Here is a 14,621-nt window from a genome sequence, read left to right on the forward strand (position 1 = left end):
TCTACAAATTTTAGTCATAAATTTGAAAGAGGATATTACAGATGGGGGAGATCTACATGGTATATCGTCTATTAGCGGTTAACATTGATGGAACATTGCTTCAGTCCAATGGCCGTTTAAATAAATCGACCAAAGAGGCCATTGAGTATGTTCACGATAAGGGTGTCCATGTTGCACTTGTAACGTCAAGAAACTACCATTCTGCCAAAAAAGTGGCCAAAGCCCTAAAAATAAATCCAATGATTGTTGCCCAACACGGAGCTTTTGTCGGTGCATCCATCGAGAAACCCATCATGGTAAAAAGAATGTCAGAAGAATTGACCGTGGAACTCGTGCAAATGCTGGAGAAGACCAATTCCCAAATAATGCTCCATCATGAAAAGTACTCCCTTGGCAATCGAGTTAATCTCCCGGAAAACTTACTCGGTAAAACGGTCATGTATACGAATGACCAAAACATTTATGCCCAAAACTATGTGGATGACATAAGCGAAGAGCTTATGGATCATCCTATGTCCCCGACAAAAGTTGATATCATATTTACTGAGCAGAAAGATCAAGTGGAAATGCACAAACTGGTAAAAGACATGTTTCCGGAAGTTGAAGTGACTACAAATCCTGGGCACAGGCTGACAATCGTTCCGAGAGGTGTTTCAAAATGGAGTGGCGTTTTGTATTTAGCGGATCATTTAGGCGTGAAGCGGACCGAAATCGTATCGATTGGGGACGGACTGGATGATATAGAGATGATCGCGGGATCAGGTTTGGGTGTTGCCATGGGAAATGCGGACCCTGAAGTCAAAAAAGCTGCCAAATGGGTCACCCGCTCGAACGATGATGACGGGATTGCCTATATGTTGAAAGAGTTCTTCCGCAAGCAGCACCCGATTGGATTCTTACAGAAGATGAATATGCTCAAGTGAAAGATGCTGCTCCCTTCCATCATGGAGGGTTCTTTTTTTGTTGATCAGGTTTATCTTTCCAATAAATAATTTCGTTCATTATCCGTAAACTAAGTAAATCCCTAAGGAAAGGAAGAATGTAATGGACGTTATTAATGCAAAAGAAGTACAAGTTGGCGATGAGGTGTTTGTCATTTATAATAATCCGCACGTTCCCTCAGTTTCAAACGTAAGGGCTGCAGAAATTGTGCAGCATCCGAAAGATCCTAATGCAGTCGCTTTATTCCTGAACGATACCTTTCATACGATTGAAGATGATGATGCATTATTTTCATCAGAAGCGGCTGCGGAACAAGCCTATAGTAATTTCATTAATGATCAATTGACATGAGAAAAGTAAGAAGCCCCCGCTTAGGATAGCGGGGGCTTCTGTTTATGTCATTTTGCAGCGTGAATCACACGTAGCATCGCATGAATTTGGCCCATATGGTAAGTTTCATGGAAGAGGGCAAGGTTCACCATTTCCCCATATGTTTCGAACCCTTTGAATGGTTCTTCGAGTTTTTCGGCCAAACGCTCTTCAGGAATGGCAAGAAGACGATCAAGCTGTTCTTTAAATTGCTCAATTAATACTTCAACAGAAGGGACTTCATCCGTCCAATCAGCAGGACTGGTTCCTTGAGCAAAGAATTCAGCGTAATTGGCGGGCAAGTTACCTGCTGTAGGATGGTCAAGCAAGAACTTTTCCGTTACAAATAATGTATGGCCAAGATGCCAGTGAATATTATTATTAAATCCTTCGGGTTGAATATCTGTCAGTTCAGGGGTAATCCGGTCGATGACCCTCTCGAAGAACTTACCTCTAATTAGGGAAAAACGTTTTTGTAATGGGTTCATGTTAGTAGCTCCTTCTAGTTGTCGCAATAAAAACGTCCACCGCCAACGACAATGGTACGCTTGTCAGCTTGTAATGAGATTTCAGTCTTTCTAATGATAATCTATTTATGAATTAAATCAAGTGATGCATTAGCGTGCTTTTCTTATTTCTGATAAGAGGTGGGGCGCCGCGTTTTGTTATCGTGCATCAATATAAATGAAAATATCCCTATCAAGGCTCGGACGAAGCCTTGATAGGGATAGGTTGAATAGCTATGAATGAACGATTAAGTAAGTACAACTTGTTTTTTGTTTTCTTGTTTCTCACCTAAATCGTTAAAATCATAAGCATTTTCTATATAAATTTGATGCCAAATCATAAATACAATGATGGTCCATAACTTCCTGCTATTATCCTTTTTGCCAGCGACATGTTCCTGCATCAAGTCAAAAATCGCTTTTTTATTTAAAAGATAATCTGTGGGGCTAGTACGAATCAAATTGTTGGCCCAATCATACATTTCATCCTTTAACCAATGGCGGATAGGCACAGGGAAGCCTAATTTCTTCCGATTTAATACATGGTCAGGGACGATCCCCTCGGCTGCTTTACGAAGTATATATTTAGTCGTATTGTTTTTGATCTTTTGCTCTGAATGAATCTTTGTCGCGACATTAAACACTTCTTTATCCAAGAAAGGAACGCGTAGTTCAAGAGAGTGAGCCATCGTCATTTTGTCGGCCTTCAACAGAATGTCTCCTTGCAGCCAAGTAAGAATATCTAAATGCTGCATTTTCGTAACGGCATCATATGATCTGGATTGATTGTAAATGGGATCAGTCACGGTCGTATAGCCCAAGTTTGGTTTATATTCCGAAAGCAATGATTTCTTTTCACTTTCTTCAAATATTTTTGCATTACCGATGTACCTCTCTTGCAAAGGGGTGACACCACGTTCAATGAAGTTTTTCCCCTTCACTCCATCCGGTAAAATCCTACTCATCACTTTTAACAGGTGTTTGATCGGATTCGGGATATGGTTGAACATTTTCAATGATTGAGGTTCCCTATAGATATTATAACCACCGAAAAGCTCGTCCGCCCCTTCACCGGATAATACCACTTTTACATGTTTTCTGGCTTCACGAGCCACGAAATATAAAGGGACGGCCGCTGGGTCTGCCAGTGGGTCATCCATGTGCCAAATGATTTTAGGGAGTTCAGCAAGATATTCCTCAGGCGAAATGATATAGCTGATATTCTCTAGATTAAGGGCGTGGGCTGTTTCTTTCGCCACGTCGACTTCACTGAATCCATCCCGTTCAAAACCGACAGAGAACGTTTTTAGTTTGGGGTTGACCTCCTTGGCAAGGGAAACGATGATCGAAGAATCAATGCCTCCGGATAGGAACGATCCCACCGGTACATCACTTCGCATATGCACATTCACCGAATCTATTAAAACATCACGAATTTCCTTGGAAAGTTGTGTTTCGGATAGGTCCATCGGTTTGAAAGTCGGTGCCCAATATCGGCTGATATTCATCTTGCCACCTGGCTTTTTCGTGAAGCAATGGCCTGGCGCTAGTTTTTTAATTTGGCTTGTCATCGTATCGGGTTCAGGTACATATTGAAAGCTAAGATAGTGCTGTAAGGAGTCGGAATCTATCTTTCCTTCCATCGCTAGAAGAATACTCTTCTTTTCTGAAGCAAAATAAGTTAATTCTTCTTGTTCTGAGTAAAAGAAGGGCTTGATGCCAAACTGATCTCTGGCACCGAATATCGATTGCTCCACTTTATCCCAGATGACAAAAGCAAACATGCCTCTTAATTTGCTCACCATACGTTCCTTTTGGTCACTGAACAGGGCAATGATGACTTCTGTGTCCGATTCGGTAGTAAATTCATAACCTTTTTGGATTAGTTCTTCGCGTAATTCTATATAGTTATAGATTTCACCATTGAAGATGATCCAATACCGATCATTTTCATAAGAAAGGGGCTGGTGTCCACTTTCGATTCCTATGATACTGAGTCGTCTGAAACCAAAATTGACATACGCATCATTATAATAACCTTCATCATCCGGACCTCTATGTGTAATAAGCGTATTCATTTTATTTATTTGATCTTTCATGTCTATATTCATTTGATTGGGTTTTTGATGCATACAACCAACAAATCCACACATTTTGGGGGTCACCTACCTACTTAATAGTATTAATCTCTGATTCTCGTTTTTTTTAGGAATGATCCATGACTGACAGTAGTTCATCTACATTACATTCGAGGGAAGAGGAGATTGAAGAAAATTGAAAATACATACATTTTTATCCTGATATTAAATATTATTACAAACAATCTCATCATTATAATGGAAGAAATTACATTTTTCAACCGTTTCACCATTTTTTATACATCACGTGCTGGATAAATTTCGTTTTGGTGTATACTTTTGGCTCTTTATGTCTGGAGTATGAAGGAAACGTAACGAGGAGTAAGTCTCCCTCATGACGCGTGCTTGTGGTTTCTATAATAGAAAGGGTTAAAATAGAACGGCTTCTTATCGTGAAGATCGACATGGGCTTGGGGAAAATAATTGTGAATGGGATGGTCGGAGGGAGTCGATCCATCGATTTGCTTTGATGACCATAACATAAAAAAGCCAGGCGCCCGGATTTTCTGGAAAATCGGTGTGCCTGGCTTTAGAGTTATCAGTTAGAAGCTTGAACGAGAAGCTTCATCGCATGAATTTGTCCGATATGATTCGTTTCGTGTAAGACGACAAAGCTAATGAAGTCCTCCACTGTTTCCATCCCCTTGAATGGATTTTCCACTTTATCAGCATATTTTTCTTCTGGAATCGCAAGAAGGCGATCGAGTTGCTCCTCTAACTGTAGCTTCAGTGTATCAGTGGATGGGACATCCTCTGGCCAGTCAGCTGGCTTTGAACCATATCCGAATAGTTGTCCATAGTTGTCAGGTAGGTTACTGCCATTTGGAGAGTCCAATAAGAATTTTTCCGCTGCACTCAATACATGACCAAGGTGCCAATGGATCGTATTGTTGAATCCTGAAGGCTGGACATCCATAAACTCTGGCGATAATCCCTTGATTTCACTTAGTAAACTGCTCCGGGTGACTTTTAACTGGTTTTTTATGTAATTCAATTTATATTCCTCCACATCTTGTTAGAAAATTTCTTCTAAATAAAAGTATAACAAGGTTATGGATATTCACCAAGTTTGAGTGAAAGGGTTTTTACGTTTTTCATTTTTCTTCTTGAAATTGTCAGAAAATTATTTATAATGAGAATATGTTATAAAATCTTACATTTCTGTGTTATATATGTGGGTTGACTCGTTTGTAAATCAGTTCTTTTAGAATGATAGAAGGAGAGAAGTCATGCGTTTAACGGCAAGGGAACAGGAGAAATTAATGGTCGTGGTTGCAGCGGATTTAGCTAGAAGAAGAAAAGAGAGAGGAGTGAAATTGAATTATCCGGAGTCCATTGCCTTGATCACGTATGAAATCATGGAAGGGGCACGGGATGGACGCTCTGTTGCGGAGCTTATGCAATTTGGCCGGATGATTCTATCCAGTGAGGATGTAATGGAGGGGATCCCGGAGATGATCCACGATATTCAAGTGGAAGCGACGTTTCCGGATGGAACAAAGCTTGTGACGGTCCATAATCCAATTCAGTAAGGAGGCTGGGGCATGATACCAGGTGAATATATCTTGAAAAGAGATTCGATTGTGTGCAATGAAGGGAAGCTTGCGACAGGCATTTCTGTCATCAATCGGGGAGATCGACCGATTCAGATTGGCTCCCATTTTCATTTTTATGAAGTGAACAACGGGTTGGAATTTACTCGTGAAGAAGCCTATGGGAAACGGTTGAACATTCCTGCGGGAACGGCGGTCCGCTTTGAACCAGGCGATGAAAAGGAAGTGGAGCTGATTCCTTTTGGCGGCAAAAGGGAAGTGTACGGATTAAGCAATCGAACGAACGGACCGCTTGATGTGGAGGGTGAAGGATGAGTCATGAAATGTCACGGAGGCAATATGCCGACATGTTCGGTCCGACGACCGGGGATTTAGTCAGACTGGCAGATACAGAGCTTTTCATAGAAATAGAAAAAGATTTCACTAGATATGGAGATGAAGTGAAGTTCGGCGGGGGAAAGGTCATACGTGATGGGATGGGACAGCATCCAACAGCTGAAAGGGAAGGGGTCATGGACCTTGTCTTCACGAATGCAATCATCGTCGATTATACGGGCATCTATAAAGCGGATATCGGGGTGAAGGATGGGCAGATTGCGGCAATCGGTAAAGCAGGAAATCCCCTATTGATGGATGGGGTGACCATGACGATTGGTGCGGCGACTGAAATCATCGCCGCCGAAGGAAAGATCGTGACCGCGGGAGGCATTGACGCACATATTCATTTCATTGCACCCCAGCAAATTGAGACGGCGTTATCGAGTGGAATCACGACGATGATTGGCGGAGGAACAGGACCGGCAACCGGAACGAATGCCACGACGTGTACACCGGGAGCCTGGAATATCCATAAAATGCTTGAGGCGGCTGAACATTTCCCCATGAATTTCGGGTTTTTGGGAAAAGGCAATGCCTCGGCAAAAGAACCACTCATCGAGCAGGTCAAGGCTGGGGCCATCGGGCTGAAATTGCATGAAGATTGGGGGACCACGGCAGCTGCCATCGATACAAGCTTGTCCGTTGCGGATGAATATGATGTCCAGGTAGCCATCCATTCCGATACCCTTAATGAAGGGGGCTTTGTCGAGGATACGATTGAAGCCATCAAGGGCCGTGTGATTCATACCTATCATACCGAGGGAGCGGGTGGCGGACATGCCCCGGACATTATTAAGGTGGCTAGTTATCCGAATATTTTGCCTTCTTCGACGAACCCGACACGCCCGTATACCATCAATACGCTGGAAGAGCATTTAGACATGTTGATGGTATGCCATCATTTGGATCCCTCCGTACCGGAGGATATCGCCTTTGCCGATTCCCGGATAAGGAAGGAAACGATAGCTGCTGAAGACATTCTCCATGATTTAGGCGTCTTCAGCATGATCAGTTCGGATTCTCAGGCAATGGGCCGGGTGGGAGAAGTCATCCTGCGGACATGGCAGACGGCGGATAAAATGAAAAAACAACGGGGAAAGATGATGGAGGAGAAAGGGGATGGCGATAATTTCCGTGTGAAGCGATATGTCGCCAAGTATACGATTAATCCAGCCATCACCCATGGAATCTCCGATGTCGTCGGATCATTGGAAGAAGGGAAATTTGCAGATTTGGTCGTGTGGGACCCGGCCTTTTTTGGAGTGAAACCGGATATGATCGTAAAAGGGGGCATGATTGCACACAGCATCATGGGAGACCCCAATGCCTCCATTCCGACCCCACAACCGGTTTTGTATCGTCCGATGTTTGCGAGTTTTGGGCAAGCCGTTTCTGGTACATCCATCACCTTTCTATCTAAGGCTGCTTATGAAGCGGGAATCCATAAGGAAATCGGGTTGAAGAAAATTGTGAAAACCGTCTCGAATATCCGGAATCTTACAAAGAAAGACATGAAGTTAAACGGGGAAACACCCGTCATCGAAGTGGATCCACAAACATATGAAGTGACGGTCGACGGTGATTTAATTACGTGTGAGCCGGCAGAAGACCTGCCAATGGCGCAGCGATACTTTTTATTCTGAGGTGAATAGCATGATTGTCGAAAAGGTGATAGGAAACGTTGAGTCCATTCAAAATAAACCAAAACATACGGAACGGGTTTTTCTAGAAAGCGATGCTTTAAGAAAAAGAATTCAACGTGTGAAAACGGATCATGGCAATGAGATTGGAATAAGGCTCAAGGAAAACAAAGAGTTAATGGATGGCGATATTTTGTATATGGATGAAAAGAATATGATCGTGGTTCAGACGATTGATGACGATATCTTAACCATCGCGCCTACATCCGTCGGGCAGATGGGCAATATCGCACATCAATTGGGGAATCGCCATTTGCCGGCACAATTTGAGGGGGATGAAATGCTGGTTCAATATGATTATCTGGTTGAAGAGCTGCTTGCAGAGCAAGGCATTCCCTTTCGCCGTGAGAAAAGAAAGGTAAAGCAGGCATTCCGTCATATCGGACATTCTCATGAATGAACGGTTGTTTCCGCTCATCCAGCTTTGTGATTCGAATTTTCCGTCCGGTTCGTTTTCCCACTCCTTTGGGATGGAGACCTATATACAGGAAGAGAAGATTCATGATGCGCACTCTTTCAAAGAATTTTTAAATGTCTATATCTTGAAGTCCTTATCTTATACCGATGGCCTGGGTTGCCGTATCGCCTATGAACTCATCCTGGATCAAGATGAGGAAGGGATTTGGGATTTGGATGAAAAGCTATTTGCGAGCTGTTCTGCCAAAGAATCAAGGGAAGCCTCAAGAAGGATTGGGCAGCAGATGGCAAAGCTTTGTATGACACTGTACCCATCCGATATGTTGTCGATCTATCTAATCAAAATCAAAGAAAAGAAATGTTACGGTCATCCTGCGATCGTCTTTGCACTTGTTTGTACGGAACTTGGCATTTCCGTAGACATGGCCATCACAGCTTGCCTGTATGCGGCCGTTTCTTCCCTTATTCAAAATGCAGTCAGAGGAATCCCGTTAGGACAGACCGCTGGACAATCACTGTTGTTATGGACACATGGCATCATACAAACAGCGGTGGTAGTAATCAAGGAAATGACAGAGGATGAGCTTGGGAGGACGTTACCGGGTTTGGAAATCTCCCAAATGAGGCATGAGCAATTGCATGTAAGGCTATTTATGAGTTGAATAGAAAAGAGGTGACAGGTTTGCTCTTAGAAGGGACAAACCGATTATGATGAAGCAGGTTGTGAAAATTGGTGTAGGTGGCCCGGTTGGTGCCGGGAAAACGATGCTCGTCGAAAAGTTGACGAGGGCAATGGCAAATGATTTCAGCATGGCCGTCGTCACGAATGATATTTATACGAAGGAAGATGCTCTTTTTCTCATGAAAAACGGTGTGTTGCCTGAAAATCGAATCATCGGGGTGGAAACGGGAGGCTGTCCGCATACGGCGATTCGGGAAGATGCTTCGATGAACTTCGCGGCGATTGATGAATTGGAGGACCTTCATCCTGATCTTGATTTAATTTTCGTTGAAAGCGGCGGTGATAATTTAGCAGCCACATTTAGTCCGGAGCTCGTGGATTTTTCGATTTATATCATAGATGTGGCCCAAGGGGAGAAAATCCCGCGAAAAGGCGGACAAGGGATGATCAAATCGGATTTGTTCATCATTAATAAAACGGATTTGGCCCCTTACGTTGGAGCTAGTCTTGAAGTGATGGAACGCGATACATTGGCAACACGCGGAAATAAGCCCTTCTTTTTTACGAATTTAAAAGATGAAAAAGGATTAGAGGATGTGGTGAACTGGATTAAATCCGAGGCCTTTTTCATAGGGTTAGAGCAATGAATTGGACCGGTAGCATCCGCTTGACGTCAGTACTGAAAAAGGGGCGGACGATTGTGAAGGACAGTTATCATGAGGGAGCTTTCAAACTGTCCCGTCCTGTTTTTCTGGATGAAACTTCACCCACCTACTTTCTCATTCATGTCGGGGGTGGTTATGTCGGAGGTGATTGCTACCAACAGTTTTTCTGTTTAGAAGAAGGAGCACATTTGACGTTGACGACCCAGTCTGCGACAAAGGTATATAAAACTACGGGAGAACCGGCAAGGCAGGAGACTGAAATGGTATTAAGAAAGGGAAGCTTCCTCACCTATGTTCAGGACCCGTTGATTGCATATGAAGGTGCACGGTATATACAAGATACGACCATACATATGGATAAAGGGTCAGGGCTACTGCTCACGGATATCTTCACCCCGGGATGGTCCAAGAGTGGCAAGGATTTTACATACGATTGGATTCGTTCGAAAATGAATGTGTTTTATGATGGGAAAAGGCTGATTATGGATCATGTATTATTGCAACCATCCGATCAGATGGAATCCATTTTGTTATTGGAAGGATACAGCCATTTTGGTTCATTATTGTTCATACATGATGGGCTAAGTGAGGACATGATTACGCAATTAGAAGAATCGCTATCTGATTTCGGGCAAAAGGCAAGAATCGGTTTTTCGAGATTGCCTATACGAGGACTGATGGTAAGGGTATTGGCGAATCAAACTCAGTTAATCGAGAAAATATTCGCCGTTTCCGAGAATCTTTTACGGAGCCTTGCATTGCAGAAAGATGTTGTGTTTTACCGTAAATACTAACTTATTAATAGACGGGATTGAGTGGTATGGAAATGAGTTTATTGCTAGTTTTAGGAATCGGATTTTTATTAGGCATCAAGCATGCTCTTGAACCGGATCACGTGATCGCTGTTTCGACCATTGCCAGCCGAAGCAAGAAAATCTGGAGGTCGTCGCTCGCCGGGGTGTTTTGGGGAATTGGTCATACACTGACACTCCTGGTTTTCGGTGTCGTCCTGATCCTGTTGAAAGATGAGATACCGGAAGCTTGGGCAATGTCACTCGAGTTTCTTGTGGGAATCATGTTGGTGTATCTAGGAATGACCACGATTTTTTCCTGGAAGAATGCTCATGAACATGACCATTTTGAAAGAAATACCTACCTGAAATCGATGTTCATTGGGGTCGTCCATGGACTTGCCGGAAGTGCCGCGATGGTCCTTCTTACGATGGGCACGATAGACTTTGCCTGGCAGGGAGCTTTATATATCATTGTTTTTGGGGTGGGGACCTGTTTAGGCATGCTCTTGTTTACGACCATATTGAGCATTCCGTTTGTGACTAGCGCTTCCTCAAAAAAAACGAATCGCTCTCTCGTTCGGTTGACGGGTGTCGTCAGTACGGTTTTCGGAATTTATTATATGTATAACCTTGGTGTGAATGAACAGCTATTTACGATTTGGTTTGGTTGATTTACTCAAATATTCGAGTCGGAAACTTTCAGGCAATCAGCTTGGGGGTTTTTTCCTCTTTTAGCTTAAACAATCCTATTATTTTCCATAAGTTAACGAGTATAATGACTATATGGGAAAGTAGTTTGCATAGGGGGTGGAGGTAATGAAGTGGAGATTAATTTTATTTGCACTATGCCTAGTATCATTACCGTTTGCTTCGGGTTGTTCTGATAGGGAAGAACGTATTTCAATCCAAAAACGAATAGGAAAAGATACATATAGATTTGAAGCCTATAAAGAAAACATAAATATGAAAAAGACTGTAAAAACAAAAGAAATTTTGGAAAATGTGACGTGGAAGGAAAATCCCATGGAGAAAGATGACCGGAAAGCAGACTTCATCTTCTACTTTAATGATCGCAACTTTGGGGATGAAATCCCTGTTTACTTTGTGTGGTTGGGTTCCGGTGAACATGCGCTGGAAGTTACGAAAGATGATCAAAACAAGTATGTGCAATTAAACGAAGAAGACTCTGCTGTCATCTTGGACTTACTACAATAACCGATTCTTACTATAAGAAATGGGGGAGGAAAACATGAAAAGTAAACATCCGGTTTTACATTTTCCCAAGACGGGCGTTGAGAAAATGATGGATATCGTTTCACTTCTCTTCATCGTAATCAACCTGGTTTATTTAATCAGTGTATGGAACACATTACCCGCCGAAGTCCCGATTCACTTTAATGGAAAAGGAGAAGTGGATGGATGGGGAGGAAGAGCGTTGATTTGGCTCCTTCCTACCATCAGCCTTTTTTTATGGGTTGGCTTGACGTTGTTGGAGAGGGTCCCGCACCTTTTTAATTACCCAATCGAAATAACCGAAAAAAATGCTGCATTTCAATATAGAAATGCTCGAATGATGAGTTTGTTTTTGAAGGTGGAGATCATCCTCTTTTTCCTGTATACGAGTTGGGAATCGGTTCATGTGGCGATGGGGAAGGAAGAAGGCCTCGGAACATTAGCTCTGTCCATTTTCCTGATCTTGCTTTTAGGTTCCGTCGCTTTCTTTGTAACCCAATCGGTCCGTAATGCAAAATAAACCGGGTCTGCCTTGATGAAGACCCGGTTTAAACACCCTGTTTTTAACGGAGTTCAGTGACCTTACTTTTTGAACGTAAAAGTGGCATCGTACAGCAGCGGAAAGAGCCACCGGATTTGATGATTTCACTTATATCGACTTCAATTACTTCATATCCCCGTTCTCGAAGCTGATTGTTGACCTTTTTATTGCAAGGAAGACTGAACAATTTCTTATTTCCGATGGAAAGAACATTCGTGCCCATTGTGAATTGTTCATCTCCGTTCACTTCGATCAGATCGTAACGTGAACCTAAAAAGTCTAGTTCCTTCTTGGTAAGGGCATCAGGGAAAACGAGAGCCTCGGTCGGTGAAAGAATATTGAATATGCAGTCCAAGTGGAGATACTTTTCAACGAAAGGAACCGGTATGACCTCGTATTCGGGTAATAGGCCTTGTAGTTCCTTAATGGCCTTCTCATTGGTTCTATCGCTAATTCCTATATATACCGTTTTTCCATCAAGAATAACATCACCACCCTCAATATTCCCTTTACTTACATTGAAATAACGGATTTCATTTAATTCAAGCCACAGTTTCAATAATAGTTCTTCTCCTGAACGTATCGCATTTGCCATTTCGGCAACATAAACGGTATTACCTATGGTAAAGCCGATATCCCTTGTGAAGACCTGTTCTGGATATGTAGATTGGGGTGGTAGTTTTATGACGTCTACTCCTTCATTCCTAAGTGCCGTCACAAAATTTGCATGCTGTTTCATCGCTAGTATCCTATCTATGTTTTCCTCTTTAAATTCTTTTTGAGTTTCATTGATGACTTCGCGTATTTCCATATACCTTGGTTCACAGACGATTACCTGAGAAAGGATAGAGTATTCACTTGTACAGGAAGCATCGAGTTCCTCATTAAGATTGTTAGCCATGGATTAACTCCTCTACATATCATTTATCTATACTTTACCTCTATTTTCTATAAAAAAAACAAAATAGAAGTCGATTTATAAAATAAAATGTAAAATCCTGATCAATTGAAAAAGGATTATTTTTGATGTGGTCGAATATATAAATGGAAGCGTTTTCTATATAAGGAGGAGATTGTTATGATGGACACTCCATTGATTATGACGCAAATCATTGAGAGAGCTGAAAAGTATTTTCCGAAAAAAGAAGTGGTCTCCCGTACGGACGGCGGAGTCCATACATTTACGTATGCAGAAACTGCCCAGCGGACAAGAAGGCTCACAAGCGTCTTCGAAAAAATGGGCATCAAGACCGGTGACAAAATTGGAACACTGGCATGGAATCATCACCGACACCTGGAAGCTTACTTTGCCATCCCTTGTCATGGAGCGGTCCTCCATACAATCAATATGCGTCTATCTCCTCAGCATATTTCTTATATCGTCAATAGTGCGGAAGATCGCCTTTTACTTATAGATCCAGATGTGATTCCATTACTGGAAATGATCAAGGATGAGCTGACTACGGTTGAGGGATACATCATCATGACCGATGAAGAGGTGCTTCCTGAGACTACTTTATCACCCGTCTATCATTATGAAACATTATTGGCTGAAGGAAATCCAGCACAGCCATTCATTAAGGATTTGGATGAAAACGCTCCAGCAGGTTTGTGTTACACATCGGCCACAACAGGGAACCCAAAAGGAGTCCTTTATTCACATAGAGGGATTTTATTGCACGCGATTGCATTGGGCCTGGCTGATTCGGCGGCAATAAGCGAGCGGGATGTAGCGCTTCCGGTCGTGCCGATGTTTCATGTAAATGCGTGGGGCATGCCATTTGCAAGTGTTTGGTTCGGAACGAAGATGGTCTTGCCGGGACCGAACTTCACACCGAAAATTTTGGCGGAGCTCATTGAAACCCAGAAGGTCACAATTGCGGCCGGCGTTCCGACAATCTGGCTTGGGCTGTTGAAGGAGCTTGAGACGGGAAATCATGACACAAGTAGTATGCGCACCATTTTATGCGGTGGGTCGGCTGCCCCGAAAAGCATGATCAGGACATTCGAGCAAAAATACAATATCCCATTCCTTCATGCCTATGGAATGACTGAAACAAGCCCGCTTGTATTCGTTGCGAAACCGAAGAGCTACCAGGATGACCTGCCTGAGGAAGAACTTTATGACCTGAAGGCCAAACAGGGACTTGTCGCGCCCATGATTGAAATTAAAGTCGTAGGCCAAGATGGTGAAGTGAAGCCCGATGGAAAAGAGATGGGTGAGTTACTTATAAGAGGACCTTGGATTGCCGATGAGTATTTTAAGGATGAACGATCAGAGGAAACCTTTAAAGATGGCTGGCTCTATACCGGTGATGTCGTCACAATCGATGACGAAGGGTTTGTCAAAATTGTCGATCGGACGAAGGACTTAATCAAAAGTGGAGGCGAATGGATTTCCTCGGTTGATATAGAAAACACCTTAATGGCCCATGAAGGGGTTTTCGAAGCAGCTGTCGTTGCCATGCCGCACGAAAAATGGCAGGAACGGCCAGTCGCCTGTGTCGTTTTAAAAGACGGGTACAAAGACCAAGTGACGCAGGAAGACATCCTTGAATTTTTAAAACCACAGTTTGCGAAATGGTGGCTACCGGATGAAATCATTTTTATGGATGAAATCCCAAAAACGGGTGTAGGAAAGTTCTTGAAAAGGGCGCTTCGTGAACAGCTTAAGGATACATACCTGCAAAGTTGAACGCTAAG

17 protein-coding genes are annotated in these 14,621 nt (G+C 42.8%); 13 read left to right on the top strand and 4 right to left on the bottom strand.

Going from position 1 to position 14,621, the window contains the following annotated elements:
* Window positions 1-56: 56 nt before the first annotated feature.
* A complete protein-coding gene (locus ACIQXR_RS07825) occupies window positions 57-923 on the top strand; it encodes a Cof-type HAD-IIB family hydrolase (protein WP_402867682.1) in 867 nt (288 codons plus the stop codon).
* Window positions 924-1,044: 121 nt separating this feature from the next.
* Window positions 1,045-1,293 carry a transcriptional regulator SplA domain-containing protein gene (locus tag ACIQXR_RS07830; RefSeq protein WP_402867683.1) on the top strand — a complete coding sequence of 83 codons (249 nt, stop codon included), beginning with the start codon at window positions 1,045-1,047 and terminating at the stop codon, window positions 1,291-1,293.
* Between the two features lie 47 nt (window positions 1,294-1,340).
* Here ACIQXR_RS07830 and ACIQXR_RS07835 read toward each other — a convergent pair whose 3' ends face one another.
* From ACIQXR_RS07835 to ACIQXR_RS07845, 3 genes are all read right to left on the bottom strand, one after another.
* Window positions 1,341-1,799, bottom strand: a complete 459-nt coding sequence (locus ACIQXR_RS07835) for a DinB family protein (protein ID WP_402867684.1) — start codon at window positions 1,797-1,799, stop codon at window positions 1,341-1,343.
* A 266-nt stretch (window positions 1,800-2,065) separates the two neighbouring features.
* Entirely contained in the window at window positions 2,066-3,970 is a 1,905-nt protein-coding gene (gene asnB, locus ACIQXR_RS07840) for an asparagine synthase (glutamine-hydrolyzing) (RefSeq protein WP_402867685.1), read from the bottom strand.
* Between the two features lie 523 nt (window positions 3,971-4,493).
* Window positions 4,494-4,949 (bottom strand): DinB family protein, encoded by a 456-nt coding sequence (locus tag ACIQXR_RS07845; RefSeq protein ID WP_402867686.1) that lies wholly within the window; start codon window positions 4,947-4,949, stop codon window positions 4,494-4,496.
* A gap of 235 nt (window positions 4,950-5,184) precedes the next feature.
* Between ACIQXR_RS07845 and ACIQXR_RS07850 the strand changes: the two genes are divergently transcribed.
* The 10 genes from ACIQXR_RS07850 to ACIQXR_RS07895 all read left to right on the top strand — a co-directional run bounded on the left by ACIQXR_RS07850 (window position 5,185) and on the right by ACIQXR_RS07895 (window position 11,897).
* Window positions 5,185-5,487 carry an urease subunit gamma gene (locus ACIQXR_RS07850; protein ID WP_402867687.1) on the top strand — a complete coding sequence of 101 codons (303 nt, stop codon included), beginning with the start codon at window positions 5,185-5,187 and terminating at the stop codon, window positions 5,485-5,487.
* A gap of 12 nt (window positions 5,488-5,499) precedes the next feature.
* The gene (locus tag ACIQXR_RS07855) at window positions 5,500-5,823 is read left to right on the top strand and encodes an urease subunit beta (RefSeq protein ID WP_402867688.1); all 324 of its coding nucleotides are present in this window, start codon (window positions 5,500-5,502) and stop codon (window positions 5,821-5,823) included.
* Window positions 5,820-7,529 (top strand): urease subunit alpha, encoded by a 1,710-nt coding sequence (gene ureC, locus ACIQXR_RS07860; protein WP_402867689.1) that lies wholly within the window; start codon window positions 5,820-5,822, stop codon window positions 7,527-7,529. The genes ACIQXR_RS07855 and ureC overlap by 4 nt, the downstream gene beginning before the upstream one ends.
* 10 nt (window positions 7,530-7,539) lie before the next feature.
* Window positions 7,540-7,986, top strand: coding sequence for an urease accessory protein UreE (gene ureE / locus ACIQXR_RS07865; protein ID WP_402867690.1), 447 nt, complete (start codon window positions 7,540-7,542; stop codon window positions 7,984-7,986).
* Window positions 7,979-8,665, top strand: coding sequence for an urease accessory protein UreF (locus tag ACIQXR_RS07870; protein ID WP_402867691.1), 687 nt, complete (start codon window positions 7,979-7,981; stop codon window positions 8,663-8,665). The genes ureE and ACIQXR_RS07870 overlap by 8 nt, the downstream gene beginning before the upstream one ends.
* A gap of 49 nt (window positions 8,666-8,714) precedes the next feature.
* Entirely contained in the window at window positions 8,715-9,332 is a 618-nt protein-coding gene (gene ureG, locus ACIQXR_RS07875; protein ID WP_402867692.1) for an urease accessory protein UreG, read from the top strand.
* Complete coding sequence (locus tag ACIQXR_RS07880; RefSeq protein ID WP_402867693.1) at window positions 9,329-10,144, top strand: urease accessory protein UreD; 816 nt, start codon at window positions 9,329-9,331, stop codon at window positions 10,142-10,144. Before ureG ends, ACIQXR_RS07880 begins: the two co-directional genes overlap by 4 nt.
* 26 nt (window positions 10,145-10,170) lie before the next feature.
* Window positions 10,171-10,815, top strand: a complete 645-nt coding sequence (locus tag ACIQXR_RS07885) for a HoxN/HupN/NixA family nickel/cobalt transporter (protein WP_402867694.1) — start codon at window positions 10,171-10,173, stop codon at window positions 10,813-10,815.
* A gap of 145 nt (window positions 10,816-10,960) precedes the next feature.
* Window positions 10,961-11,359, top strand: a complete 399-nt coding sequence (locus ACIQXR_RS07890; RefSeq protein WP_402867695.1) for a hypothetical protein — start codon at window positions 10,961-10,963, stop codon at window positions 11,357-11,359.
* 34 nt (window positions 11,360-11,393) lie between these two features.
* On the top strand, window positions 11,394-11,897 hold the full coding sequence (locus ACIQXR_RS07895; protein WP_402867696.1) for a DUF1648 domain-containing protein: 504 nt from the start codon (window positions 11,394-11,396) through the stop codon (window positions 11,895-11,897).
* Between the two features lie 43 nt (window positions 11,898-11,940).
* On the opposite strand, the gene ACIQXR_RS07900 is transcribed toward ACIQXR_RS07895, so the two are convergent.
* Window positions 11,941-12,819 (bottom strand): dimethylarginine dimethylaminohydrolase family protein, encoded by an 879-nt coding sequence (locus tag ACIQXR_RS07900; protein ID WP_402867697.1) that lies wholly within the window; start codon window positions 12,817-12,819, stop codon window positions 11,941-11,943.
* A 177-nt stretch (window positions 12,820-12,996) separates the two neighbouring features.
* Between ACIQXR_RS07900 and ACIQXR_RS07905 the strand changes: the two genes are divergently transcribed.
* Window positions 12,997-14,613 (top strand): long-chain fatty acid--CoA ligase, encoded by a 1,617-nt coding sequence (locus tag ACIQXR_RS07905; RefSeq protein WP_402867698.1) that lies wholly within the window; start codon window positions 12,997-12,999, stop codon window positions 14,611-14,613.
* The last annotated feature ends 8 nt before the right edge of the window (window positions 14,614-14,621 follow it).

The sequence above is a fragment of the Peribacillus sp. NPDC097224 genome (assembly GCF_044761985.1).
GTDB lineage: Bacteria > Bacillota > Bacilli > Bacillales > DSM-1321 > Peribacillus.

What these genes read in the sequence shown, in the direction of transcription:
- ACIQXR_RS07825 (WP_402867682.1), top strand. Translation starts at nt 57, where the DNA reads ATGGTATATCGTCTATTAGCGGTTAACATTGATGGAACATTGCTTCAG.
- ACIQXR_RS07830 (WP_402867683.1), top strand. Translation starts at nt 1,045, where the DNA reads ATGGACGTTATTAATGCAAAAGAAGTACAAGTTGGCGATGAGGTGTTT.
- ACIQXR_RS07835 (WP_402867684.1), bottom strand. Translation starts at nt 1,799, where the DNA reads ATGAACCCATTACAAAAACGTTTTTCCCTAATTAGAGGTAAGTTCTTC.
- asnB (WP_402867685.1), bottom strand. Translation starts at nt 3,970, where the DNA reads ATGTGTGGATTTGTTGGTTGTATGCATCAAAAACCCAATCAAATGAAT.
- ACIQXR_RS07850 (WP_402867687.1), top strand. Translation starts at nt 5,185, where the DNA reads ATGCGTTTAACGGCAAGGGAACAGGAGAAATTAATGGTCGTGGTTGCA.
- ACIQXR_RS07855 (WP_402867688.1), top strand. Translation starts at nt 5,500, where the DNA reads ATGATACCAGGTGAATATATCTTGAAAAGAGATTCGATTGTGTGCAAT.
- ureC (WP_402867689.1), top strand. Translation starts at nt 5,820, where the DNA reads ATGAGTCATGAAATGTCACGGAGGCAATATGCCGACATGTTCGGTCCG.
- ureE (WP_402867690.1), top strand. Translation starts at nt 7,540, where the DNA reads ATGATTGTCGAAAAGGTGATAGGAAACGTTGAGTCCATTCAAAATAAA.
- ACIQXR_RS07870 (WP_402867691.1), top strand. Translation starts at nt 7,979, where the DNA reads ATGAATGAACGGTTGTTTCCGCTCATCCAGCTTTGTGATTCGAATTTT.
- ureG (WP_402867692.1), top strand. Translation starts at nt 8,715, where the DNA reads ATGAAGCAGGTTGTGAAAATTGGTGTAGGTGGCCCGGTTGGTGCCGGG.
- ACIQXR_RS07880 (WP_402867693.1), top strand. Translation starts at nt 9,329, where the DNA reads ATGAATTGGACCGGTAGCATCCGCTTGACGTCAGTACTGAAAAAGGGG.
- ACIQXR_RS07885 (WP_402867694.1), top strand. Translation starts at nt 10,171, where the DNA reads ATGGAAATGAGTTTATTGCTAGTTTTAGGAATCGGATTTTTATTAGGC.
- ACIQXR_RS07890 (WP_402867695.1), top strand. Translation starts at nt 10,961, where the DNA reads ATGAAGTGGAGATTAATTTTATTTGCACTATGCCTAGTATCATTACCG.
- ACIQXR_RS07895 (WP_402867696.1), top strand. Translation starts at nt 11,394, where the DNA reads ATGAAAAGTAAACATCCGGTTTTACATTTTCCCAAGACGGGCGTTGAG.
- ACIQXR_RS07900 (WP_402867697.1), bottom strand. Translation starts at nt 12,819, where the DNA reads ATGGCTAACAATCTTAATGAGGAACTCGATGCTTCCTGTACAAGTGAA.
- ACIQXR_RS07905 (WP_402867698.1), top strand. Translation starts at nt 12,997, where the DNA reads ATGATGGACACTCCATTGATTATGACGCAAATCATTGAGAGAGCTGAA.